The organism is Sphingobacterium siyangense, assembly GCF_023277505.1.
GTDB classification, from domain to species: Bacteria; Bacteroidota; Bacteroidia; order Sphingobacteriales; family Sphingobacteriaceae; genus Sphingobacterium; species Sphingobacterium siyangense.
On sequence record NZ_CP080574.1, the window covers coordinates 3,304,367 to 3,328,081 of the forward strand.

At 39.5% G+C, this 23,715-nt stretch carries 20 protein-coding genes; 10 read left to right on the forward strand and 10 right to left on the reverse strand.

The genetic code is table 11. From position 1 onward, the window contains the following. Positions 1-8: 8 nt before the first annotated feature. Both K2F45_RS13560 and K2F45_RS13565 read right to left on the reverse strand, forming a co-directional pair. Positions 9-1,439, reverse strand: a complete 1,431-nt coding sequence (locus K2F45_RS13560) for an anion permease (RefSeq protein WP_075992653.1) — start codon at positions 1,437-1,439, stop codon at positions 9-11. A gap of 20 nt (positions 1,440-1,459) precedes the next feature. Then, complete coding sequence (locus tag K2F45_RS13565; protein ID WP_153847323.1) at positions 1,460-2,626, reverse strand: porin; 1,167 nt, start codon at positions 2,624-2,626, stop codon at positions 1,460-1,462. A gap of 322 nt (positions 2,627-2,948) precedes the next feature. Between K2F45_RS13565 and K2F45_RS13570 the strand changes: the two genes are divergently transcribed. From K2F45_RS13570 to K2F45_RS13590, 5 genes are all read left to right on the forward strand, one after another. Then, on the forward strand, positions 2,949-4,340 hold the full coding sequence (locus tag K2F45_RS13570) for a glycoside hydrolase family protein (protein ID WP_248931719.1): 1,392 nt from the start codon (positions 2,949-2,951) through the stop codon (positions 4,338-4,340). Between the two features lie 103 nt (positions 4,341-4,443). Next, a complete protein-coding gene (gene glsA / locus K2F45_RS13575; protein ID WP_248931720.1) occupies positions 4,444-5,475 on the forward strand; it encodes a glutaminase A in 1,032 nt (343 codons plus the stop codon). A gap of 27 nt (positions 5,476-5,502) precedes the next feature. Beyond that, complete coding sequence (locus K2F45_RS13580; RefSeq protein ID WP_075992655.1) at positions 5,503-5,868, forward strand: VOC family protein; 366 nt, start codon at positions 5,503-5,505, stop codon at positions 5,866-5,868. A 126-nt stretch (positions 5,869-5,994) separates the two neighbouring features. Further along, the gene (locus K2F45_RS13585; RefSeq protein WP_075992656.1) at positions 5,995-6,435 is read left to right on the forward strand and encodes a carboxymuconolactone decarboxylase family protein; all 441 of its coding nucleotides are present in this window, start codon (positions 5,995-5,997) and stop codon (positions 6,433-6,435) included. Between the two features lie 138 nt (positions 6,436-6,573). Beyond that, positions 6,574-7,086, forward strand: a complete 513-nt coding sequence (locus K2F45_RS13590; RefSeq protein WP_248931721.1) for an SRPBCC family protein — start codon at positions 6,574-6,576, stop codon at positions 7,084-7,086. 79 nt (positions 7,087-7,165) lie between these two features. On the opposite strand, the gene K2F45_RS13595 is transcribed toward K2F45_RS13590, so the two are convergent. The 8 genes from K2F45_RS13595 to K2F45_RS13630 form a co-directional block, all read right to left on the reverse strand. Then, positions 7,166-7,852, reverse strand: coding sequence for a Bax inhibitor-1/YccA family protein (locus K2F45_RS13595; RefSeq protein ID WP_046673344.1), 687 nt, complete (start codon positions 7,850-7,852; stop codon positions 7,166-7,168). A 125-nt stretch (positions 7,853-7,977) separates the two neighbouring features. After that, positions 7,978-9,417 (reverse strand): TolC family protein, encoded by a 1,440-nt coding sequence (locus K2F45_RS13600; RefSeq protein WP_248931722.1) that lies wholly within the window; start codon positions 9,415-9,417, stop codon positions 7,978-7,980. Continuing rightward, positions 9,410-12,574 (reverse strand): efflux RND transporter permease subunit, encoded by a 3,165-nt coding sequence (locus K2F45_RS13605; protein WP_248931723.1) that lies wholly within the window; start codon positions 12,572-12,574, stop codon positions 9,410-9,412. Before K2F45_RS13605 ends, K2F45_RS13600 begins: the two co-directional genes overlap by 8 nt. Positions 12,575-12,595: 21 nt before the next feature. Beyond that, positions 12,596-13,678: an efflux RND transporter periplasmic adaptor subunit gene (locus K2F45_RS13610; RefSeq protein WP_248931724.1), complete on the reverse strand. Its 1,083-nt coding sequence runs from the start codon at positions 13,676-13,678 to the stop codon at positions 12,596-12,598. Positions 13,679-13,856: 178 nt separating this feature from the next. Continuing rightward, complete coding sequence (locus K2F45_RS13615) at positions 13,857-14,258, reverse strand: hypothetical protein (RefSeq protein ID WP_248931725.1); 402 nt, start codon at positions 14,256-14,258, stop codon at positions 13,857-13,859. Between the two features lie 84 nt (positions 14,259-14,342). Beyond that, positions 14,343-15,557 carry a DUF763 domain-containing protein gene (locus tag K2F45_RS13620; RefSeq protein WP_248931726.1) on the reverse strand — a complete coding sequence of 405 codons (1,215 nt, stop codon included), beginning with the start codon at positions 15,555-15,557 and terminating at the stop codon, positions 14,343-14,345. Between the two features lie 158 nt (positions 15,558-15,715). Next, positions 15,716-16,366, reverse strand: coding sequence for a hypothetical protein (locus K2F45_RS13625; protein WP_201668344.1), 651 nt, complete (start codon positions 16,364-16,366; stop codon positions 15,716-15,718). A gap of 93 nt (positions 16,367-16,459) precedes the next feature. Further along, positions 16,460-19,381, reverse strand: coding sequence for an FAD-binding and (Fe-S)-binding domain-containing protein (locus K2F45_RS13630; RefSeq protein ID WP_075992663.1), 2,922 nt, complete (start codon positions 19,379-19,381; stop codon positions 16,460-16,462). 214 nt (positions 19,382-19,595) lie between these two features. On the opposite strand from K2F45_RS13630, the gene K2F45_RS13635 reads away from it, so the two are divergent. The 5 genes from K2F45_RS13635 to K2F45_RS13655 all read left to right on the forward strand — a co-directional run bounded on the left by K2F45_RS13635 (position 19,596) and on the right by K2F45_RS13655 (position 23,687). Beyond that, on the forward strand, positions 19,596-20,099 hold the full coding sequence (locus K2F45_RS13635) for an FUSC family protein (RefSeq protein ID WP_075992664.1): 504 nt from the start codon (positions 19,596-19,598) through the stop codon (positions 20,097-20,099). Between the two features lie 184 nt (positions 20,100-20,283). Next, complete coding sequence (locus tag K2F45_RS13640; RefSeq protein WP_046673335.1) at positions 20,284-20,757, forward strand: Lrp/AsnC family transcriptional regulator; 474 nt, start codon at positions 20,284-20,286, stop codon at positions 20,755-20,757. Between the two features lie 18 nt (positions 20,758-20,775). Next, positions 20,776-21,843 (forward strand): EamA family transporter, encoded by a 1,068-nt coding sequence (locus K2F45_RS13645; RefSeq protein WP_075992665.1) that lies wholly within the window; start codon positions 20,776-20,778, stop codon positions 21,841-21,843. Between the two features lie 145 nt (positions 21,844-21,988). Beyond that, positions 21,989-22,750 (forward strand): 5'-nucleotidase C-terminal domain-containing protein, encoded by a 762-nt coding sequence (locus tag K2F45_RS13650; RefSeq protein ID WP_248931727.1) that lies wholly within the window; start codon positions 21,989-21,991, stop codon positions 22,748-22,750. Beyond that, positions 22,728-23,687: a bifunctional metallophosphatase/5'-nucleotidase gene (locus K2F45_RS13655; RefSeq protein WP_075992666.1), complete on the forward strand. Its 960-nt coding sequence runs from the start codon at positions 22,728-22,730 to the stop codon at positions 23,685-23,687. The genes K2F45_RS13650 and K2F45_RS13655 overlap by 23 nt, the downstream gene beginning before the upstream one ends. Positions 23,688-23,715 lie beyond the last annotated feature (28 nt).

Genomic DNA, 23,715 nt, shown 5'->3' on the forward strand with positions numbered 1-23,715 from the left:
TCTTAATTTTAATAATAGCCTATAACCTTCATCCACAATCCACCAACGCCCATATAAATCACCAATAACACGATACCAATTTCCAGTCCACGCAGCCACCATGATTTTAAATCGACATATCCGCTTCCAAAAAATACCGGTGCAGGGCCGTGGCCATAATGTGTCAAAACACCATAGATAGAGCCCAAGAATCCAAGCATCATTGCAAGCAACATTGGCGGAATACCCAAAGAAACACCAACCCCCAACAAGGCCGCATACATAGCCGCAACATGGGCGGTAGCACTCGCAAAAATGTAGTGACTAAAGAAATAAACAAGAATGATTACCGGAAAGGCTATTTGCCAACTTAAATCACCAATCTGTACTTTGATCAGGTCGCTAAACCAGCCGATAAAGCCAAGCTCATTTAAGGAACTGGCCATCATAACCAAAACAGCAAACCAAACAATCGTATCCCATGCTCCTTTTTCGGCTTTAACATCCTCCCAGGTCAATACAGAGGTCAGTAAAAGTAGTGTCAAACCGATGAAGGCTGTGGTTGTAGCATCAATTGAAAAAGAACCACCAAAAATCCATAATGCCAATAAGATAAAGAACGCCAAAAGCATTAACCATTCATTCCTGGAAATTGGTCCCATCTCTTTTAATTTCTGCGCCGCCATCTTAGGTGCATCACCTGTTTTTTTCAATTCAGGTGGATATAACTTATAAAGAACAAGCGGTACTACAAAAAATGCGACAATACCGGGTATAAATCCAGCAATCGCCCAGGACATCCAGGTAATATCAATTCCTAGGTTCGCAGCAAATTTTTGACACATTGGATTACTGGCCGTTCCCGTCAAAAACATCGAAGAAGCAATTAGATTCATATAATAACTATTTAAAGTTAGATAGGATCCCAATTTTCGATGTGTCTCTGGCTTATCTGGAACAGAATCAAAACTAATTGCCATCGATTTCATGATGGGATAAATAATCCCTCCCCCTCGGGCTGTATTACTGGGAATAGCCGGAGCCAAACAAACATCCGCCAAGCCCAATCCATAAGCAAGTCCTAATGAACTCTTTCCAAAAACTCGAATAAAAAGAAAGGCAATTCGATTTCCCAGTCCTGTTTTAATAAAACCCCGGGCAATGAAAAAGGAGATACCAATCAACCAAATTACCTTATCTCCGAAACCCGTCAAAGCTTTAGTAATCGACTTACCCGCATCTCCAGGGGCTAATACTTGTGTCAGGGCCGTAAACGCGATGGCCATCATACACATGGTACCCATAGGAGCTGCTTTTAAAATAATCCCAAGAATGGTTGCAGCGAAAATTGCAAATAAATGCCAAGCTTCCGGACTGACGCCTTTCGGTATTGGGATAAACCATAAAATGAGTGCTACTAGAAAAGTAATGGCAACATTTTTAATACTGATTTCTTTCATGATAAACGTAGTTTAATAGATTAGAATCGACTTTGTACTTGAACAATAAATAAATTTTTGTTGAATTCGCTGGTATTCTCTGTCTGCTTTTTATATCGGTCCAATTGAAGTCCCAACTGTATCCTTGCACCATAATTTTTTAAAAATTCCAAACCAAACATCGGCGTATATGTTTGACGCGCATTTGCATTGAGTTTATAATTAGGATCAATGTATTCATATCGACAAGATAGCTCGAAAGCGCTTAAATTGAAATAATTTACTTCATACCTTAAGTTCGGTAGAAAGTAGATGCCGCGGACCAGATAGTCACTCAACTTGGATGTCCGCGCACTTTCTTCCAAAGAATAATACAGGTTATGATTGATCGCCTGCTTTGCTTCCAGTTGCATATCAAGATTCCATCGTTTGCCAAAACTGACATTACCAGTTAGATCTACCCCCAATGCATGTACCTGTTTCTTCATCACATCGCCAACGCCACCATTAAGTCCTAAATTAACACCGTACTTCTTTGAAAGTCCAAAAACCAGACGAGTGGCATATTGCTTACCATTATCGTTATCAACAACTTGATTCTTCCCGTTCCCATTCACCACAGATAGGGAATAACTAAAGGGCATATCGCCTAGCGTAGTCTCGCCTGTCGCAGCAACCCCGATTTGAAAACTTGCCCAACCTAATTTACCGAATTCAAGATACTGGTTCGACCAGTCCAAAGATTTGATGATGTCAATAGGATAAGTTTCCTCGATGCCAAACCAAGGACGAAATTGGCCCACTGTGATTGCCAATTTGGGACTAAATGTATATTTCAAGTAGGCATTTTCGAGCACTTTTGTTTTGGGATCACTTTTGAAATCTGCAAGGTTAGCTAATACGGCAACTTCAGTACGCTTACTAATTTGAGCGCGCATCTGTACCCGCATATATTTCACCATAAAATTGTTATCCGTACCTGAACCATCACTGTGATGTAGCCCATTGACATCAACATCTTTTGTCGCACTAACAAGGTAACGGGCCTGAAACAAACCTTTCACCTGAAGCTTGGGATAAGTCGTGTCATCTTTTTTTTGTTGCACAGAATCAACTTTATTTTCTTGTACAGTACCTGGTTCTTGCCCTTTGACCAAGGTATGGCTCAATAAACATGCAATTGAAATTGGAATGTAGCGTTTCTTCATACTTAAACAATTTTATTCTTAGCCAGTAGCCCAGCTCACTTCTCATTGTTAATAATCTTGTCGTTTAAATCTAATGTTGTATTATCAACACATAGCTTTAAAAAATGTTTTGTTATTCTAATAAAATTTAATAACTGTAAGAAAATCAAACTGATTAAAAAAAGATCAGGTATAAATTCCACGTTTTTATGTAATTTCACAAGCGAATTTCAATACAATCTAAATTTAAAACCTATAGATTGATCTTTTTATGAATTTTGAACTTCATAAAAAAACTTCATCATTTAAATATGTAATACATTTTAGAATCGATAAATATATTATGAAAGAAAAACTAATCAGAACATGCTTTATTGGCCTTGCGCTCCTTTTGATCCAAAGCTTTTCAGTATCAAGCGTTCAGGCTACAGACAAAGAAAAACCCGCTATGTTTTGGACCTGGCTAGATTACAACGCCAAAACAAACTTTGATTCTATTTGCCGTGAGATGAATTATCTAGGTATCGATGGCGTGATGTTAAATGCTGCTAGTCCAGATGAGTATCGTGTAGCGATTCCTATTGCAAAAAAATACGGAATCCAGGTTATAGCCTGGCTTTGGACGATGAATCTGGAACACGACAGAGATAAAATACTTAAAGAGCATCCAGATTGGTTCAGTGTCAATCGCAATGGAAAAAGTCTCGCAGATACCACTGCATACGTTGGTTATTATAAATTTTTATCGCCTGTAGTACCAGGAGTAAAAGAATATATCAAAAAGAAAATTGAATCCTATTGTGAAGTTGAGGGATTGGAGGGTATCTCTATTGACTACAATCGTTATGTGGATGTTGTCCTCCCCACAACCCTTTGGCCTAAATACAATATTGTCCAAGATCGCGAGTATCCCGCTTGGGATTACGGATACCATCCCATTGCTATAGAAAAATTTAAAAAACAACATGGCTATGACCCTCGTGCACAAAAAGATCCATCGAAAGATCTCAAATGGCGCCAATTTCGTTGCGATCAGATAACAGATATCGCCAATATGATTGCAGAAATTGTTCATTCTCATGGCAAAACAATGGCGGCATCCCCTTTCCCGACCCCCAAAATGGCTTCACGTATGGTACGTCAAGATTGGGGTAAGTGGAATTTAGATGTTGTTTTTCCGATGGTGTACAGCAATTTTTATACAGAAGATCCAAGCTTTATTAGCGATTGTACCTTAGAAAATGTGCGCGACAAAGGTGCAAATACGACCCTATATTGTGGGTTGATGGCTAAAAATAATGAGGAAATATTTACCGATATGGATGAAGCGCTAAATAATGGTGCGCAGGGAATTTCTATTTTTACCATCCATAGCTTAAAAGATCCTCAAATCAAGGAAAAATTCAGAGCCTATACAGCTGCTGCGAAAGCGAGAAAAGCTCAAAATAATGGAACTTTAACACGCTTGGCACACGTGAAAATCGAAAATAATCCCTTCAAAAAAGAAGGAATTATGAAATTAATCAACCAAAAGATACAAGATTTAGTCCGTTCAGAAAACCCTGCTGCGAGCCCGATAGCATTATCAAAATATAAAAAAATAGATGCATATGATGTGACTCAAAAATACCTGGTTACTGATAAAGTGAGCAAAAAGAATTTTTACGTCACCTTCTTTTTCTATGGCGGTATACTTTCCGGTTGGAATGTTGATCCAGCTCCAAATGCAGCCTAAGGGATGACCTACTAGGAAGAGGTGCTAAAATGTTATCTATTTAGCACCTCTTTTCTTTTTAATACACTGTTCCCTATCTTTGGAACGAACAAATAATTAAAAAATGAGAAAAAATGTTAGGTTGGTAGCCTGTGTTATAGGCTTGATATGTTGTGGATCAATTCCTGTCGCCTTTGCTCAAAATAGCATTCAAAATCAGCAGGGTGCTAAAACCGCGATTATTGATAAAGCATTATTGGATAAAATATTGGATAAAAATAGACAGTCATTCAAAGAAGGTAAAGTGGCCGATTATATTCCGGAATTGGGTAAAGCCAACGCATCGTCCATTGCTCTTTCGGTTGTAAATAGTGATGGAACAATCGTTAGTATCGGAGATGTGCAACAAAGATTTACAATTCAGAGTATTTCAAAAATTGTTTCATTAATGGTCGCTGTATTGGAAAACGGAGAACGAAATATTTTTGATAAAATGGGGTACTTTGGTACAGACAAACCTTTCAATCATTTTGCGAATTTGGAAACATCGGGTAAACCGCTCAATCCAATGATGAACGCTGGCGCCATTTTAACGACATCGCTTATTAAAGGAACAGGTGAGGAACCTTTTCTTAAAATACTCAATATGATTCGTTTTATAACAAATAATGAAAAGATTGATTATAGTAAATCCGTATATAATTCGGAACGGGAGACTGGAAATCGAAACAGAGGTATGTTCTATCTGATGCGCAACAATGGACTCATTGATGGTGAAGGTGAAGATAAACTAAATAATTATTTTAAGCAGTGCTCAATTGAGATAACCGCAGAGGATCTAGCTAAAATAGGTTTCTTTTTTGCCAATCATTGCGTGCGCTATGATGGAAATAAGCAATACAATAATCCAAGTCTATCTCAGCTAGTTCAATCACAAATGCTCATTGCAGGAATGTACGAATTTAGCGGCGAATATGCCAGAACTGTGGGACTTCCAAGTAAATCGGGCGTTGGTGGCGGAATCGCAGTAAGTGTACCGAATAAAATGGGTATAGGAGCCTATAGTCCAGCCTTGGATCAACACGGTAACTCGGTAGCCGCTTATCGCATGATATTAGATTTGGTGAAAGAGAAATCACTGAGCCTCTTTTATTAACCTTAGTAAATTCTAGTTAACTATAACATGATACGGACAGAACCAATCATCGCAGTGGATAACGTTCCCAAAAGCTCACAATTCTACCAAAAGCTTTTAGGCTGTGCGAGTCAACATGGAGGAGAAACATTTGAAATTCTCACGGATAACGGAACTGTTATTCTCTGTTTACACAAATGGGGTGAACATGATCACCCTACTATGCGGAATCAAATACATGCAGGGAATGGATTCATATTATTCTTTAGGGTAGATAATTTAAAGCAAATTTTCGAAAACGCTACTTTGCTAAATGCAGTCATAGAGAAAGATATACATTACAATGAGAATTCTTTGAAGGATCAATTTATCCTACGTGACCCCGACAATTATTACCTAATTGTATCAGCCTAGTCAGATTTATTTGTTTGTCGATCGCATGTTTGATTGTATTCATCAGTTAAAAAAGTCCGTTCTTAAACCAGTTTAACTTTTGTGTTGAATGTTTGATGCAACTTTGTCTTATCAAAATTTAAAACAATGACCACACGATTTAATATTGCAAAAGTAGATGCAACCGCCTATAAGGCGATGATGGGATTGGAAACATATCTCAACGATATTTTTTTAAATCCTATTCAAAAGGAACTCATAAAAATACGTGCTTCACAGATCAATGGCTGTGCCTTTTGCTTAGATATGCACACAAAGGATGCGCTGAAGTATGGTGAAACTCCACAAAGGATATTTTTATTAAATGCCTGGCGGGAAACGGATCTATTCACCAAGGAAGAACAGATATTGTTGGAGATGACAGAAGAGATCACATTGATACATCAAAAGGGATTGACAGAAAGCACTTTTCAAAAAGCAAAAGAAATATTTGAAGAAAAGGAGATTGCACAGATTATTATGGCAATTATTACCATAAATGCGTGGAATAGAATTGGCATCAGCACGCATTTGGAACTATTAAAGTAGTTTTAGGCGCTTTCGCAAAAAAGCCTTGTCCAATATTGGACAAGGCTTTTTCATTTACAAATAATTTCCTTTTATTTTCCTGTTAAAATCCCAATTATCATTTATCTTTATTAGGAAAACCTATATAAATACATGATTATGAAAATTATAAAAAAAATCCTAATTGTTTTAGCGATCATCATCGCTATCCCATTAATTACAGCGATCTTCGTCAGTAAAGACTTCTCGGCCCAAAGTGAGATCACGATCGATAAGCCAAAGCAGGAAGTGTTCAACTATGTAAAAATGCTTAAGAACCAAGATAACTTTGGTGTATGGCAACTCTCAGATCCCCAAATGAAAAAAACTGAACAGGGTGTAGATGGTCAAGTTGGCTATAAATCCAGCTGGGATGGTAAGAAAGTTGGTAAAGGTTCACAGACTATTACAAAAATAGTCGATGGCGAAACGATCGAAACATCCCTCGATTTCGGCATGGGTGAACCAGCCAAGGGTTATTTCATCTTAAAAGAGATCTCGCCTAATCAAACGTCGGTGACTTGGGGGATTTCAGGAAAATCGCCCTATCCATGGAACTTTATGAACTTATTTATGCATATGAACAAAGATTTCGATCAAGGGCTGAAGAATCTAAAAAATAGACTAAAATAGAGACTATACAAAGTAAAAAAAGGTGGTTAAAATAAACTTTACTTTAACCACCGTTTCTTATTTTTAAAATGAACAAAATTTATCTTCTGCGCATTAAAATTCGTAGAATATACCAAAACAGCAACATTATTGATGAAAATAGCTGTAGGGCTGCCCCAACGTATTGTTCGTTGCCGTAACTATACTTCAGATTTTGAGTTTGATAGAGTATGCTTCCGGAAGCAAGTGCAATCATTGCAACCGAGAACCATAATCCAAGTTCAAAACCAAAAATAGCTCCAGCGACAATTGCCCCCAAGGATAAGAAACCCCCAATTACCAGGATATTCCTGAGAAATGAAAAATCTTTATTGGATACAAATGCAACGACAGTAAGCCCAGTAAACAATGCCAAAGTCATTATACTTGCTTGATAAATGACACTAATTCCTTCGGTCATAAACACCGCCATAAAAATCATTGGGAGGAAGATGATCGCTTCCAGTACAATATAGAAAGCTAGTCCTAGATATTGGGTTTGACGGCTTTGCGAAAGTGTCCATCTTGATGAAAGTGTGGACCCTAACCAAAAACATCCCAATAAGAATAACCAAATAAATTTTCCGCTAACCATCCAAACGATAAAATCATAAGGGATCAATTTGATCAGCAAAGTTTCCAAAACGATAAATGCTAAAATCGAAAGCGCAACATGAAGATAGGTTTTTTTATAAAACACTCCCCTTTCAGCGTCATCATTGATAAGAATGTACTCTTGTGATTCCATAAAACAAATACGATTGATTAAATAACGATTAAAAATAAGCATTAATTCTATTTCCACAAGAAAGAAGTTTGCATAGGCTTATAAAAAAAGAACCCCGCCTAGCGGGGTCCATTCAAACAAACAACTTATTTCCAGCCTCCTCCCAAATCTTTATAGATATTGACAACAGCATTGAGCTGCTGCTTCTTCGTTTCTATCAATTCAAGTTTCGAATCCAGCACATCGCGTTGTGTCATCAAAACCTCCATATAGTCTGCCCTCGCTGATTTAAAGAGATCATTTGACACAGACACGGAATTATTCAGAACCTCAACTTCTTTTGTTTTGAAATCGTAGCTGCGCCCTAGGTTTTCAATATTAGAAAGTTGTGTAGAGACTTCTAAGTAAGCATTCAGAATTGTCTTCTCATAATTATATACAGCCTGTATTTGTTTGGCGTTGGCCGTATTAAATTCCGCTTTAAGCCCATTTTTATTTATCAATGGTGCTGCAAGCTCCCCTATTAGATTATACAAAACTGATTCAGGCATCTTAAATAGATAAGAAGGCTTGAATGCCTGTAAACCCAAAGCCGCCGAAATCTCCAAAGAAGGGTAAAACTCTTTCCGCGCGATCTGTACGTCCAACTTCGCGGCAGCGAGCTCATACTCTGCCTCACGAATATCAGGTCTATTGCTCAGTAATTGGCTCGGTATGCCTGTTTGAACCTTCGCCGGGATCAAATCGACAAAATTGCTTTTGTCGCGTTTGATCTCTTGTGGAAAACGCCCCAATAGAAAATTAATACGGTTTTCAGTTTCTTTGATCTGTTGCCTCGTCTCAAATTCCATACCCTTGGTTTTCAATACTTCAGCCTCAAACTTTTGAACCGCCAGTTCTGTTACACGAGCAGCCTGTTTCTGCAATCGGATTACCGCAAGTGCATTGTCCTGTAGCTCGATATTCTGTTTGATAATGGTCAACTGATTGTCCAATGCCAATAATTCATAATACGAACGGGCAACCTCGGCAATAAGGCTACTCAAGACAAAATTTTTCCCCTCTACCGTAGCAAGATAGCGGTTGAGTGCGGCTTGTTCAGAGTCCTTAAGTTTTTTCCAAACGTCGATTTCCCAACTGGCATACGCACCAATTGTCAAATCTCCTAGTGGATCCGGCATTTCCTTTCCAGGAGCAATTTCTGTGCTGGCATCACCCGCCCCCTGGCTGGTATATCGCCCAACTTTTTCAACACCTCCTCCAGCACGTAAACCAACGGTAGGTTTCAACGCCCATTTTCGTAAAAGAATATCATTCTTTGCGATTGCCAACTCCTGCAAAGTAACATTCAGTTCCTGATTGTTTTTTAACGCTGTATCTATTAATACAACTAGATTTGGATCAGTAAAAAATTCACGCCACTTAACCGATGCTGAATTTGTTGTGTCAGATTTATCTACGTCTGTAAATTGCTGCGGAACAAATTTATTCTCCTGTATTTGTGTCGCTTTCGGAACCTTACATCCCGTCACTGCTGCTGAAAGCGAAAATGCAATGACCCATTGTATTTTTCTGCGATTAGTCATTATTATCAAGTTCTTCAGTTAATGGATTTTCATCCTCGTGTTTAATAAGCTTACGTCTAGAGGCAATAGTTCCGAAGATATAGTACAAGCCTGGTATCACTAAAATACCGAACACTGTTCCAAACAACATACCTCCCGCTGCTGCCGTACCGATCGTACGGTTTCCTATTGCACCTGGGCCAGACGCCATAACTAAGGGAATCAAGCCTGCGATAAAGGCAAATGATGTCATCAAGATAGGTCTAAACCTAACTTTTGCACCATCCAAGGCAGCTTCAATAATACTCAATCCTTGCGAATGCCGCTGGGCTGCAAACTCAACAATCAACACGGCATTTTTACCAAGTAAACCTATGAGCATGACCAAAGCGACCTGTGCATAAATGTTGTTTTCCAATCCCAATAACTTCAATAATAGAAAGGCCCCGAAGATTCCGATTGGTAAAGAAAGCAACACCGCAAAAGGCATAATAAAGCTCTCATACTGAGCGGAAAGTATCAAATAAACGAAACCAAGACAAATTAAGAAGATATAAATTGCCTGATTTCCACGACCTACCTGATCTTTGGAGATACCAGCCCAGTCAATGCCATAGCCTCGAGGTAACGTTTTGGCAGCGACTTCATTAATCACCTGAATGGCTTCACCACTACTGTAGCCTGGTGCGGCAGAGCCCGAGATTTCAGATGCCATATACATATTGTGCCGAGTAATCTCAGAAAGACCATAAACCTTTTCCATATGCATAAATGCTGAAAATGGGACCATTTCTTCTTTTTCATTCTTCAAATATAGCTTTAAGATATCTTCCGGCAAAGCCCTATATTGCGGCAAAGCCTGCACCATAACTTTATATTGGCGGTCGTACTTAATGAAGTTCGTTTCGTAATTACTACCAACCAAAGTCGAAAGCGTATTCAGCGCATTATCAATGGTAACACCCTTCTGTTGCGCCAGATCATTGTCTATATGCAACATATACTGCGGAAAACTCGCGCTGTAGAAGGTAAATACAGACGATAATTCAGGCCTCTTGTTCAACTCACGAACAAAATCCTTACTTACCGTTTCCATTTTCTTGTAGTCACCAGAACCTGCTTTGTCCAGAAGACGAAGCTCAAATCCACCCGCGGCACCATAGCCCGGTACGGCTGGTGGTTGGAAAAACTCGATAGACGCCCCTGGGATATTTTTGGCAGCAGCCTCTAGTTGCTCAATAATCTCTTGCGAGGATTCTTTACGTTCTTCCCAGCTTTTCAAGTTGATCAAACAAGTACCTGTATTTGCTCCAGTTCCTTCAGTCAGGATTTCATAACCAGCTAACGACGATACCGATTGTACACCATCAATGTTTTCAGCTTCTTTTTGCAATGTCTGGGCTGCTAAATTGGTTCGTTCCAATGTCGATCCCGGCGGCGTTTGAATAATGGCATAAATCATCCCCTGGTCTTCATTGGGGATAAAACCTGCAGGAACAGCATTATTCAAAAAGTAGGCTCCAATACAAAAACCAATTAATACTAAAAATGTAAACACCCGTTTATCCACTATCCCTTTCAACAAATAAACATATTTGTTGGACATCTTATCAAACAATCTATTGAAAGAATCAAGAAACTTATCGATAATGGATTTCTTTCTTGCCTTGCCATGATTATTCTTCAGCATGATCGCACATAATGCTGGAGTCAGTGTCAATGCCACAACACCCGATAGGATGATGGATGTTGCCATGGTAATGGAAAACTGCCGATAGAATATTCCTACGGGACCAGACATAAAGGCAACGGGGATAAAAACCGCCGCCATAAGAAAAGTGATCGCAACAATGGCACCGCTGATTTCATGCATCGCTTTTTTGGTTGCCTTATAGGCCGAAATATGAAGCTCTTCCATTTTGGCATGGACGGCTTCAATAACCACAATCGCATCATCCACAACCACACCAATGGCGAGCACCAATGCAAACAGGGTGATCAAGTTAATGGTAATTCCAAAAAATTGCATGAACAAAAATGATCCCACCAATGAAACCGGCACTGCAATGGTTGGAATCAAGGTCGAGCGCCAATCTCCTAAGAATAGAAAGACGACAATAGCAACAAGCACAAATGCTTCCAATAAAGTATGGACCACCTTTTCCATGGATGCATCCAAAAATTTTGAAACGTCATAACTGATTTCGTAATCCAGCCCTTTAGGAAAAGATGCCTTCAATTCCTTCATTTTACTTTTAACGTCTTGGATTACCTGAGAAGCATTACTTCCATAGGATTGTTTTAAGACAATCGCTGCGGAGGGTTTTCCGTTCAGTGTAGAATAGATATCATACATCGCCGAACCGAATTTGATGTCCGCAACATCTTTTAAGCGTAACATTTCACCATTTTCACCCGCACGTAACACGATATTGCCATAACCTTCGGTTGTCGTAAAACGTCCCGGGTATTTCAATACATATTCGAAAGATTGGGAGGTCATACCAGACGACTCGCCGGCTTTACCTGGTGAAGCTTCCAAACTCTGCTCTGATAAGGCTTTCATCACCTCTTCTGCAGAGATCTTGTAGGCTGTCATACGATCTGGTTTCAACCAAATACGCATCGCTAATTCGCGCGTTCCAAGAATATTAGCCACCCCAACACCGTCTACACGACGTAATTCGGAGACAATGTTCATGTCCGCATAGTTATACATAAAGTTTCCATCAAGCTCTTTGTCTTTGCTATAGAGATTGATGTACATGAGCATGTTGGATTCTTCACGTGTAATCTTAACCCCCTCACGTACCACAATTGGAGGAAGCTTATTCACCACAGAAGCCACACGGTTCTGCACATTTAATGAAGCCTGATTCGGATCTGTTCCTAGGTTGAATACCACCTGGATACTTGCTTCCCCGTCGTTACCGGCATCAGAAGCCATGTATTTCATGCCCGGAACCCCATTTATCGCCCGCTCTAGCGGAATGATAACTGATTTAATCATCAACTCACCATTTGCTCCAGGATACTCCGCAGTGATATTCACCTTCGGTGGCGATATAGATGGAAATTGTGTTACAGGAAGCTGTACCATAGAAAGCACACCCAAAAACACAATGATCAGTGATATAACGATCGAAAGTACTGGTCTATTTATAAAACGACTAAACATAGTAATTTAAGTGTAAGGGGTCTATTCTGTTTTTAACTTCAAATTTGAAATGGCGTCTTTAGGTTGCACAAAGCTGTAGCTGATTTTATCATCCTCTTTTGCTTTCTGAATACCGTCCAACAAAAATTTATCATCTTTTTGAAGTCCGCTCGTTACCACATACAGATCTGGTAGGGAGTTACCGATTGTGATATGACGAGCTTTTAATTTGCCATCCTTATCGACTACATACACATATTTACGGTCCTGCATTTCGTATGTCGCTTTCTGTGGAATAATTAAAACCTGTTTCAACGGAAAGTTCATTACCACCTTGCCGCTCTCGCCATGTTTTAATAGACGGTTTGGGTTGGGAAATTTCGCTCTAAAAGCAATATTTCCTGTTTCACTGTTAAATTCACTTTCTATGGTCTCTACAAGACCATTTTGAGCAAATAGCTCATTATTGGCAAGTAACAGGCCCACATGGGTATCCCCGCGTTTACTAACGTTAGTTTGATAACTTAAATATTCTGGTTCGGAAACATTGAAATAAACCAACATCTCACTATTATCGGACAGACTTGTCAATAATTCACCTTCATCCACCAAACTTCCCAATTTCAATGGAATCCGATCAATGGTTCCGTCAAAAGGTGCCCTGATTTCTGTAAAGGAGAGATGTAATTTTGCAATCGCTGCCGCAGCTTTGGCTTGCTCAAGCTTCGCTTTAGCCATAGCGAGTTCGTTGGGCGATACAACATTTTTATCAGCTAATGTTTTTGTATTTTGAACTTCAATTTCTGCTACATTAACTTCTGCAGAAGATTTGCGGTATTCGGCCTCATACATCTTCGGCATAATCCGAAAAAGGAGTTGCCCTTTATGGACAAATTGTCCTTCGTCCACGAAAATCTGCTCAAGATAGCCTTTCTCTTGAGCCCGAAGCTCAATATTTCGGAAAGATCTAATCTGGGAGACAAAATCCTTACGGATAGTTGTATCCATTTGTACCGGAGAGGTCGCTGTAAATTTCTCTTTTTCTTCCTTTTCTTCCTTTTTGGAAGTACACCCGATTTGGCATAAGCTAATAGCCAAACTAGCGAGCATAAATACTCTTTTCATTTGTAAGCGTCTAATTAAAAAAATAAGTTTGATTGTTTGTTGTGCTGGTTGGTGAAATAACCTCTACTTTGATTTATGGTCGTTCCGACTTGTCAATAGATTGTACAAATCGATTACAACGCAATGGAGCATCCCTTAGGATATCCACCAAAGCATATGAAATTTCGAAGGGTATATTTTAAATTCTCCAGTTTTGTTGAAGAACATATCTTTGAGGGAAAAGATAGGCTATGAAATTGCAAAAAGGAATCTTCTTTGCAAATCGAAAAACAAAAACAAAAAGGACAATTGCAAAAAGCAGCAGCGCAACAAATTGAGAGGTTACCTGCAAATCCTTGGTCAATTGAAAATTCTCGGCATCAAATTCTTCTATAACGGGATTATCACCGTGTATATTACCATAAAATAGCGGATCGATGTGATCAACCGATGCATCAATATACTGCTGTACGTCAGCATGATTATGCTGATACATAAAACTAACAGCTGGTCGATCGGATTCAATGAGCACAGCATGGCTATTACTGCTTCTGATAAATAAGAAGCATAGGAAAAGGAGTATGGTAATAACCGCTTTCATTGCGGGGCAAATATACTAGCGTACAAATAATTTTAACGATCTTTAACACATTTTAACAAAACAATTACAATCCGCTGATTTCCGCTAGAAAAGTGATAATTGCAAACCCCGTCCATTTGTTCGCAAAGGTTCTGCATCTCCAAAGACTGTCCTGCCTCCATACTGCCAAGAATCCCTCCGTTCCTCCGCTATAATTTGCTGAATATCAAACTTTGGCTGAAAATCTCTTTCGCTATCCAGGACGATCTGGTGCAACTTGTTGATTGATTTTAACTTTTCACCATAACCCAATTTAGATTTTTCAACACCTTTTTGTAAAATCTGAATGCTCTCATCGTAAATGGTTAATGGAACCGGAAAAGGATGTCCATCTTTTCCGCCATGAGCAAAGGAAAATCGTGCGGGGTCGTTGAACCGTGAAGGCGCTCCATGGATAACCTCACTAACCAAGGCCAATGACTGTAACGTGCGGGGGCCAACTCCTTTTAACAGCAGTAGATCTTCAAAATGGCTTGGTTGACTTTCTCGGGCGACATACAACATCGCTCCCAATCTTTTCAAGTCAACATCTGCAGCACGTACATCGTGATGAGCTGGCATAATAAGTTTAGCGAAATCTTGCATTACTTTACTTGAATCCTCTCCCACTATATTCATGATACCGGCTCTATTGGCTGCCGCTTCTGCAGCTGTCAAGTTGAGGATTATACCTTGCGAAGGCCCACTGATGCCAGCATGAGGTTCTTCAACGAACGACTTGACCTTTTCAGAATGCCAATGGTAGCGACGAGCGGTGCCATCCTTTTCATGCATACCTTGCTGGACAACAGACCAATTACCACTATCTGTTACGATAAAATTATGTAAATACAGTTGGTAACCATCTTGAATGGCTGTGTTATCCACTTTAGCGACAAGCTTACTGCTGCGAATCAAGCCGTTGCCATCCAACCCAATTCGATCTGACAACTGAAGTAGTTCCTGTGGGGTCTGCATAGACAATTTGCCTTTCCCCCCACAGATATAAAGCCCCAGCGACTTCGCATCTGGATTAATAGCGCGTTTTAATGCCCCCATAACAGCCGTTGTGATCCCTGAAGAATGCCAATCCATCCCGAGAACAGCACCGAAACTCTGAAACCAGAATGGATCCGCTAGTCTTCTTAAAACTTCATCTTTACCATAATCCATAAGGATAACTTCAACTATTGAACGACCTAGGGAAGCCATTCGTTCGTAAAGCCACGCTGGTACTTTTCCATAATGTAATGGGAGATCTGCAGTGCCGGACCGTTTCATTGTAAACTAAATATATTAGTACAAATCTATCTCTTTTTCACATAAAATAAAAACGGCTAGATAATTTCTAGCCGTTTTTATTTTATAATCAATCTATACACTACACCTGAGCATACAACTTAGGGCTCATCGAAGTAGCGGCACATGTCACAGCTTCCCTATTTACCGGTTAACGCTGACAACAAACCAGCACGGAACGAAGGATCTTTCTCTGAAAATTCAATAGAATGCTTATATGTGTCTACATTAAAGAAGAGCTCCGCTGGAGCAGCTTTTTTATTGTCCAAAAATAGTTTAAAGCTATATGCTGTTTTTTTGGACAAGTCAGCATTCACCTTATTGGATGAAAAGACATTCGGAAGAATTACATCTTTTGTAAAAGAATCAGTTGTAGGCGTCTGAAATAAGTCACCTAACGCTTTAATTAAATTATCAGACTGTTGACCCGATGACGAGATTCTAATTTTACCTTTGGTAAAACCGACGTCATCACTCGGCTGGCCGTCTATTATACCTGCGGGTATAAAATCTACAACCTCAAACTTCGCTCCAACAGTATCTTGTTTGTAAAGAGATTTTGTGATATAAATCCGACTTGAATCGGTTAAGATCTCATCTGTGATACGTAGAAAAAAGTTCTTCTTTTCTGCGCCCGGTGTACCATTCGTAAATTGTTCGATTTTTACACCTTCAATTTTGTTAACCGTTGTTGTATCACTTCCATCAGTTTTCTTCTGATTGGAATTTCCGCAACTAGCCATCAGCACCGTAGCGGTTGCAAGAAATGCTATAGATTGAATCTTGTACATATTGAATTGTTTGTTATCAGTTATTAATGAATATTGCTCTTATAATATTACCATTATTACTGATAACAAACAACTATTATCAATGTTTTTATTTTATTTCAATAAAGCATCGTATAAAATTTCCACAGGATGATAAGATTTTCTTCCTACACCATCTTTAATCTGATGCCTACAGGAAGTACCCGCCGCAGCAATTAGCGTATCGGATGATGTTTTACGTATGGTTGGTAACAAAACCAGCTCGGCCACTTTCATCGAAACATCATAATGTTCAGCCTCATAACCAAATGATCCTGCCATACCACAACAGCCCGAAGGAATAGTTTCTACGCTAAAATTCGTCGGGAATGATAGAACCTGTTCTGTCACAGTCACGAGGTGAAAAGCCTTTTGGTAACAGTGACCATGCAGCTTTATCTTTTTTGTTGTTCCAGTAAACTGTTCCGGATGAATACGCCCAGCCTTCATTTCAGTCAACAGAAATTCGTCAATCATCAACGCATTTTTGGCTACTTTTTGTGCCTCAACCCGCAAATCATCGTCTACTAAACTCAAATACTCGTCTCTAAATGTAATTATCCCTGATGGTTCAACGCCTAAAAGTGGCGTATCATCCGTAATTAACCCCTTTAGGAAATGGATATTTTGATTCGCAATCTTCTTTGCTTCTTTCACAAACCCTTTGGAAAGATAAGTCCGCCCACTTTGCACATGTTTTGGAATGATTACTTCATACCCCAATGCCGTCAATAATTTATATGCTGTAATACCGATCTCTGCATCATTATATTCCGTAAACTCATCCGAAAAAAGATAAACACGACGCTTGGCATCACTTACCACTGCTTGCTTTTTTACCCATTGGGTTAAGGTCGTTCCATTGACGGTTGGCAAGGAACGCTTTGGCGCAAATCCTACTGTTTTTTTGACCATTCCCGACAAGAAATCATTTTTGACCACAAAATTATAAAGAGGTGCAACCCACGATCCAAGTTTCTGAGACTGGGTGAAATTAGCAATTAATTTTGTTCTAAACCCCGCGCCATGCTCATCATAATAGTGTTGTAAAAATTCTGCTTTCATTTTAGCAACATCAACGCTGGAAGGACACTCCGTTTTGCAGCCTTTGCAACTTAAACAGAGATCCATGACCTCTTTGATCTCTTCATGATCGAAACGGTTTTTCTTTGTAGAATTCGTCAAAAACTGACGCAGCATATTTGCCCGTGCCCGTGTTGTATCTTTTTCATCACGTGTAGCCATAAACGACGGACACATTGTTCCACCTGTAATTTCAGTCTTTCGGCAATCTCCCGAACCAGAACACTTCTCCGCCAACCGAAGGATAGACTCATCTTTAGAAAAATCGAAGTAGGTCTTTATTTCAGTTCGGTTGTTATCGTTGTCATAGCGCAAATGAGAATCCATCGGCGGTGTGTTAACAATCTTATTTGCATTAAAAACTCCCTGTGGGTCAAAGATGAATTTGACTTCCTCAAGTAATTTATAAACTTTTTCGCCAAGCACTTTGCCAATAAACTCTCCGCGCAGACGACCATCACCGTGCTCACCACTCAGCGAACCGTTATATTTTAACACAAGATCACTCGTCTTCTCGAGGATTGAACGAAAAGTACGTTTCCCGGCTGCTGTTTTCAGATTTACAAAGGGTTCGATATGCAGCTCTCCCGCTCCTGCATGCGCATAATAAGATGCGTGTACGCCCTCTTCTATCAAAAGCTTTTGAATATCCCGCACGTAAGCAGGTAGGTCCTCAGGTGAAACAGCACAATCTTCAATCAAATTTACAGGCTGACTGTCCCCAGGCAAATTACGGATTAAACCAAGGCCCGCTTTGCGCACATCCCAAACTAAATTCGTCTGTTCAATACCGGTAATATAAGGATAGGCATATCCTAAGCCACGAGCAATTAGATCCGCTTTCAAGGCCATCGCTTTCGATTCTGTTTCAGCTGCTGTCTGCCCCCTAAACTCAACAATTAATAAAGCTTGGGGATCACCCTCAATAAAAAAACGATTATACTTATAGGTTGGATGCCCAACCGTGAAATCCATGATGTATTTGTCTACCAATTCAGATGCTTCTGGCTTATGCTCCAGGGCAATCACGTTGCCATGCATACACTCCACCATATCTGCAAAGTGAACACAGAGTAAACCTAGCTCCTGAGGTGGTAAGGACATCAATTTGAGTTTCGCCTCTGTAACGATAGCCAAAGTTCCCTCGGATCCTGCTAATAAATTACACATATTGAAAGGGGCTGAACGATCAGCAAGAATATCCAATGCATAACCGGTATTTCTTCTTGTGATGGATCGTTTGGGGTAGCCCGCTTCTATAGCACTTAAATGCTGTGGATCTGTCAATAATGCATTCATATTACGATAGATATCCCCTTCACGACCAGCCAATAATAATTTCTTAAAATATGCTGCTTCATCAATCGCCTCAAAAGTCACTTCAGAACAGTCGTCCAAAAGTACGTTGGCCGAAATCAAATTGTGCCGTGTATCTCCCCAGACAATTGAATGCAAACCCGAAGAGTTATTGCCAATCATTCCACCAACCATGGCACGGCTTGCCGTCGAAGTTTCAGGCCCAAACATCAGTCCGAATGGTTTAAGATAACTATTTAAGTCGTCACGGATCACGCCGGGTTGCACCCGAACCCACTGCTCTTCGACATTAAGTTCAATAATACCCTTAAAATGACGCGAAATATCCATAATAATACCATGGCCTACAACCTGTCCCGCCAAAGAGGTACCGGCAGTACGTGGTATTATAGTTATCCTCTGCTGCTGCGCAAAATCAATTAATTTTTTAATGTCATCAATATCAGCTGGTATTGCTACAGCCAACGGCTTTTCCTGATAAACCGACGCATCGGTCGAATAGGCAAGCAACATTGTTTGATCCTTGGTTTCATTGGTATAAAAGAGCTCCCCCTTGAGTTGAGACGCTAATAAGGCTAATTGATTTTGATCTTTCACTTAATCTGCATTTAATGTATGAAACAAATTTAGTCAAATTTATGCATCGGAAAAAGAGATGAATGCAAGAAACGCACAAATCAAAAACAAAAAACGCATAAAAACGCAAAACAGGGTAATTTACCACAAAAGTCAATTTTATTTCGTTCCTTCAAACAATGCGTGTATTTTTGTGGCGCTACATCATTTAGTTAACGATTGATATCTTCCTTATATGCGTAATCTATTCCTTCGCTATACGCTTCATTCTGATTTTATTATATACACCATTCGGGTATTGATTGGCTTCCTTATAGGCTACCCACTCTTTGTATCCTTTCCCCAGTATTCTGTTTCTTGGACACTCATATCGATTATCCTGGTCATTTCGCCGCAAGAGAATGAATCAAAAAAAATAGCTATCGATCGCGCTAAATCCAATTTTATAGGTTCGGCAATCGGGCTTAGTTTATATTTTGTACCTATTTCACAACTGTACGCCATGATTATTGGCATTGTCGCGTCGTTGATCACATGTAAGCTACTCAACATCATGGCTGTGGCGCGAACATCTATGGTCGCACTAATTATCGTCTACCTTCATGAACAGCAAAGCCGCTCCTACTTCGCTGCCTTGGATCGCTTTGGCTGTGTCTGTTTAGGTTGTCTGATTGGATTGGGGGTCATCCTGTCTACAAGAAATATTATTCTGAAATTAAGAAAAAGGTATAATTGTTGAATTATATCGCTAGGCAACCTAAAAAGCAATATACTTACTTTCAGCACCATAACCCAGATGGTTATGATTTCTTTACAATGAATTCGAATAAAATTCACATATCGTTCCGCTTTATCAGAATAATATTCAGAATTGTACAAATAATTTTGAATATTATACTTTTTTACCTACCTTTGCAGTCGAAATGACAAAAGTAGAATATAATTTAGACCAAGTCGACTATAAAATCTTGCGCTTAATGCAGGATAATGGACGGATCAACAATGCCGATATCGCAAGAGAGTTAGGCATGGCACCATCAGCAATTCTCGAGCGCGTAAAGAAGCTTGAGCAAAAAGATGTGATTTTAAAATATAGTGCCAAGATCAATCCTGCCGCGGTCGATCAGAAACTTTTATCGTTTATTTTTATCAAAGCCAATGATATTATTGGCGAACAGGGTGTAGGGTTGGCACTTGCCGAAATCCCTGAAGTTCAAGAAGTACATGACATTGCAGGTGATGATGGTTACCTTATTAAAGTAAGAACTGCAGATTCTACAGGTTTAGTGGATCTCATGCGAAATACCTTAAGTAAAGTTGAAGGTATTATTTCAACGCGAACAACAATTGTACTTCAGACAGTCAAGGAAGATCAGCAGGTTGTGATACCTGAGTAATAGAAAGGAGGTTTAATTATGTTGCAAGGACAAAAAAAGGCAGCTAGCCCAGTAATGGTTGTTGTTGCTTATTTCATTATTTATGTGGTATGGGGCTCTACCTTTTTCTTTATAGAAAAAGCATTGCATAGTTTCCCCCCATTTATTTTGGGTTCGTTTCGATTTGTTGCAGCCAGTGCAATCCTAATGACATATTGCGCCATAAAAGGATATAAATTATTTAACAAGCGTTCTATTCAGGAGGCCGCAATCGTAGGTTTTTTATTGCTCTTTGTCGATATGGCAGGGGTTATTTGGGCCGAGCAATATGTATCTGGTGGTGTTGCCGCTATTATTGCTGCTGCTGCTGCAATCTGGTTTATATTATTGGACAAACCAAAATGGAAAGAAAACTTTAGCAGCATTAGCACAGTTGCTGGTGTAGCATTAGGTTTCTGTGGTGTTGTGATGCTATTTGCTGAACAGATCATGGCGACCAATGACAATACAGATGGCACCCTTAAGGTGATTGCCTTATCGATTTTAGTATTGGGTTCTATCGCTTGGACTGTAGGTTCATTGATTTCCAAGTATTTTAAAAAATCTGAGAAAGAAGAAAAAGAGGATCTACATGTTATGGTGAAGACCGCGTGGCAAATGGTTACCGCGGGTGTACTCTTTAATATCACGGCGCTTTTTACCGGCGAATATGCGTCATTTACACTGCGTAGTGTGGCGCCTGTAGATTGGTTCAATTTGGGGTATTTAATTACATTTGGCTCAATTCTTGCTTTTAGCTCTTATATTTGGTTATTGCAGGTGCGTCCAGCAATGGAAGTAAGTACCTATGCGTATGTGAACCCAATTATTGCACTTATTTTAAGTCATTTTTTCACTTCGCACGCGGTAACCTCCTTGCAAATTGTCGGTTTAGCCGTTATTCTATTTTCAGTCTTGTTGATGAACTGGAAAGCGTATCGCACCAAACTGTCGTCGCGCAGCAAAAGGAAAAAGATCATCCAACAAGGTAATAAGCTGGAGAACTTGAAATCAGCAGATCGCCAAATGGATGCCAATACTATTCCTGACACGGAATTAGTTCACTAGGTTGTTATTTTTCTAATTATATGGACAAAGCTTAATGTGTAACAATGTTAAGCTTTTGTTGTTTTTAAAAATTAGCTAACATTGGATAAGATTTGTTCATATATAATTGGCTAACTTTGCAAAGTATTTGGTTAAATTAAAAAGAATGAATATATCGAAGCAAATTGCCTTTATTGGTAGCCTTGGTGTCGCTTCGCTTTTGATGGTTACAGGTTGTACAAAACAGCTCCATCCAACGCAAAAAGATTTCCAACAATATCATATCAATAGCGATATGCAAGCTGATCCTGCAGTCGTATCAATCTACGAGCCCTTCAAGCACAAAATGGAAGCGGAAATGAACCGTGTGATTGGACATGCGGACAAAGCATTGACAAAAGAGAAAACAGCGGAAACATTAATGGGCAACTTTTTTTGTGAAGCCTTGTTGTGGATGAGTGAACATAATGCCCATAACCCTGCGGATTTAGCTTTCGCAACAAAGGGTGGGATTCGAAATGACCTTAAAGCAGGAGATATTACCGTAGGACATATTTTCGAGGTTATGCCCTTTGAGAACACGTTGACTATACTCGAACTAAAGGGTAGTCAGATTCGTCAGCTTGCTGACTATATCGCAACAACACATGGTCAACCTATTGCTGGAATGACTTTGAAAATTACAGGCAACAAAGTTCAGGACATCAAGATCAAAGGTCAAGCTATTGAAGACGATAAGTTATATAAACTAGTGACCTATGATTATCTTGCCAATGGTGGTGACAACCTTACCCTGTTGACACAACCTGTATCGCGGGCAGATTATCCGCAACGTATGCGTGAAGGTTTGATTGAATATGTGAGTGAATTAACGAAAGAAGGCAAAAAAGTAAATGCAGAATTAGATGGAAGAATTAAAATCAATTAACCGAAGATCATTTATCAAGCAAGTTGGGGGATTTTCTGCTGCAGTTGCTTTGGGATCACTTCCTTTTCAAGTCGACGCGAAAAGCAAAAAGGTAAAACTTACAATTTTACATACCAACGATGTTCATAGCCGTATTGAACCGTTTCCAATGGACGGCGGTAAATATCAGGGATTGGCTGGTGTTGCGCGCAGAAGTACACTTATCAATAAAATCCGCAAAGAAGAAGAACATCTTCTATTACTAGATGCAGGCGATATGTTTCAAGGTACCCCCTATTTTAATCTTTTTGGAGGAAAACTTGAACTTGATCTCATGACAAAGCTGGGTTATGATGCGGGAACATTCGGAAATCATGAATTTGACAATGGTCTTAACGGCCTTGTAAAGTATCTGGATCACGCTAAATTTCCGTTCTTAACGGCCAATTACGACTTCAAAGGAACTGTATTGGAGGGGAAAACCCAGGATTATACCATATTCCATAAAGGTGGAATAAAAATAGGCGTGTTTGGACTAGGAGTAGATATTGAAGGATTGGTTGACCCCAATAACTTCAAGGGAATGAAATATTTGGATCCTATTGAAGTATCCGACAAGGTGGTCCGCATATTGAAGGAAAAACACAAATGTGACTTGGTCATCTGTTTATCGCATTTGGGCTATCAATATGAAAACGATAAAGTGTCAGATCTAATCCTTGCCGCTAAAACCTCAGATATTGACCTAATTATCGGCGGCCATACTCACACCTTCTTAAATGAACCAACACTGGTTACCAATTTAAAAGGAACGAAGACCGTTGTGAATCAAGTCGGTTTTGCCGGGATTAATCTGGGACGAATTGACTTTATTATGGAACCGGGGTCTGAGAAGAAACAAATGGTCGCAAGTACCTATCAAGTCAATCCTTCAATTCCGGAGTCCATGTTGGCATAATGTGATCTAATTTTAATAAATGCCAAGT

Excerpts from the sequence above, each read along its gene's own strand:
- K2F45_RS13560 (WP_075992653.1), bottom strand. The coding sequence starts at position 1,439 with ATGAAAGAAATCAGTATTAAAAATGTTGCCATTACTTTTCTAGTAGCA.
- K2F45_RS13565 (WP_153847323.1), bottom strand. The coding sequence starts at position 2,626 with ATGAAGAAACGCTACATTCCAATTTCAATTGCATGTTTATTGAGCCAT.
- K2F45_RS13570 (WP_248931719.1), top strand. The coding sequence starts at position 2,949 with ATGAAAGAAAAACTAATCAGAACATGCTTTATTGGCCTTGCGCTCCTT.
- glsA (WP_248931720.1), top strand. The coding sequence starts at position 4,444 with ATGAGAAAAAATGTTAGGTTGGTAGCCTGTGTTATAGGCTTGATATGT.
- K2F45_RS13580 (WP_075992655.1), top strand. The coding sequence starts at position 5,503 with ATGATACGGACAGAACCAATCATCGCAGTGGATAACGTTCCCAAAAGC.
- K2F45_RS13585 (WP_075992656.1), top strand. The coding sequence starts at position 5,995 with ATGACCACACGATTTAATATTGCAAAAGTAGATGCAACCGCCTATAAG.
- K2F45_RS13590 (WP_248931721.1), top strand. The coding sequence starts at position 6,574 with ATGAAAATTATAAAAAAAATCCTAATTGTTTTAGCGATCATCATCGCT.
- K2F45_RS13595 (WP_046673344.1), bottom strand. The coding sequence starts at position 7,852 with ATGGAATCACAAGAGTACATTCTTATCAATGATGACGCTGAAAGGGGA.
- K2F45_RS13600 (WP_248931722.1), bottom strand. The coding sequence starts at position 9,417 with ATGACTAATCGCAGAAAAATACAATGGGTCATTGCATTTTCGCTTTCA.
- K2F45_RS13605 (WP_248931723.1), bottom strand. The coding sequence starts at position 12,574 with ATGTTTAGTCGTTTTATAAATAGACCAGTACTTTCGATCGTTATATCA.
- K2F45_RS13610 (WP_248931724.1), bottom strand. The coding sequence starts at position 13,678 with ATGAAAAGAGTATTTATGCTCGCTAGTTTGGCTATTAGCTTATGCCAA.
- K2F45_RS13615 (WP_248931725.1), bottom strand. The coding sequence starts at position 14,258 with ATGAAAGCGGTTATTACCATACTCCTTTTCCTATGCTTCTTATTTATC.
- K2F45_RS13620 (WP_248931726.1), bottom strand. The coding sequence starts at position 15,557 with ATGAAACGGTCCGGCACTGCAGATCTCCCATTACATTATGGAAAAGTA.
- K2F45_RS13625 (WP_201668344.1), bottom strand. The coding sequence starts at position 16,366 with ATGTACAAGATTCAATCTATAGCATTTCTTGCAACCGCTACGGTGCTG.
- K2F45_RS13635 (WP_075992664.1), top strand. The coding sequence starts at position 19,596 with ATGCGTAATCTATTCCTTCGCTATACGCTTCATTCTGATTTTATTATA.
- K2F45_RS13640 (WP_046673335.1), top strand. The coding sequence starts at position 20,284 with ATGACAAAAGTAGAATATAATTTAGACCAAGTCGACTATAAAATCTTG.
- K2F45_RS13645 (WP_075992665.1), top strand. The coding sequence starts at position 20,776 with ATGTTGCAAGGACAAAAAAAGGCAGCTAGCCCAGTAATGGTTGTTGTT.
- K2F45_RS13650 (WP_248931727.1), top strand. The coding sequence starts at position 21,989 with ATGAATATATCGAAGCAAATTGCCTTTATTGGTAGCCTTGGTGTCGCT.
- K2F45_RS13655 (WP_075992666.1), top strand. The coding sequence starts at position 22,728 with ATGGAAGAATTAAAATCAATTAACCGAAGATCATTTATCAAGCAAGTT.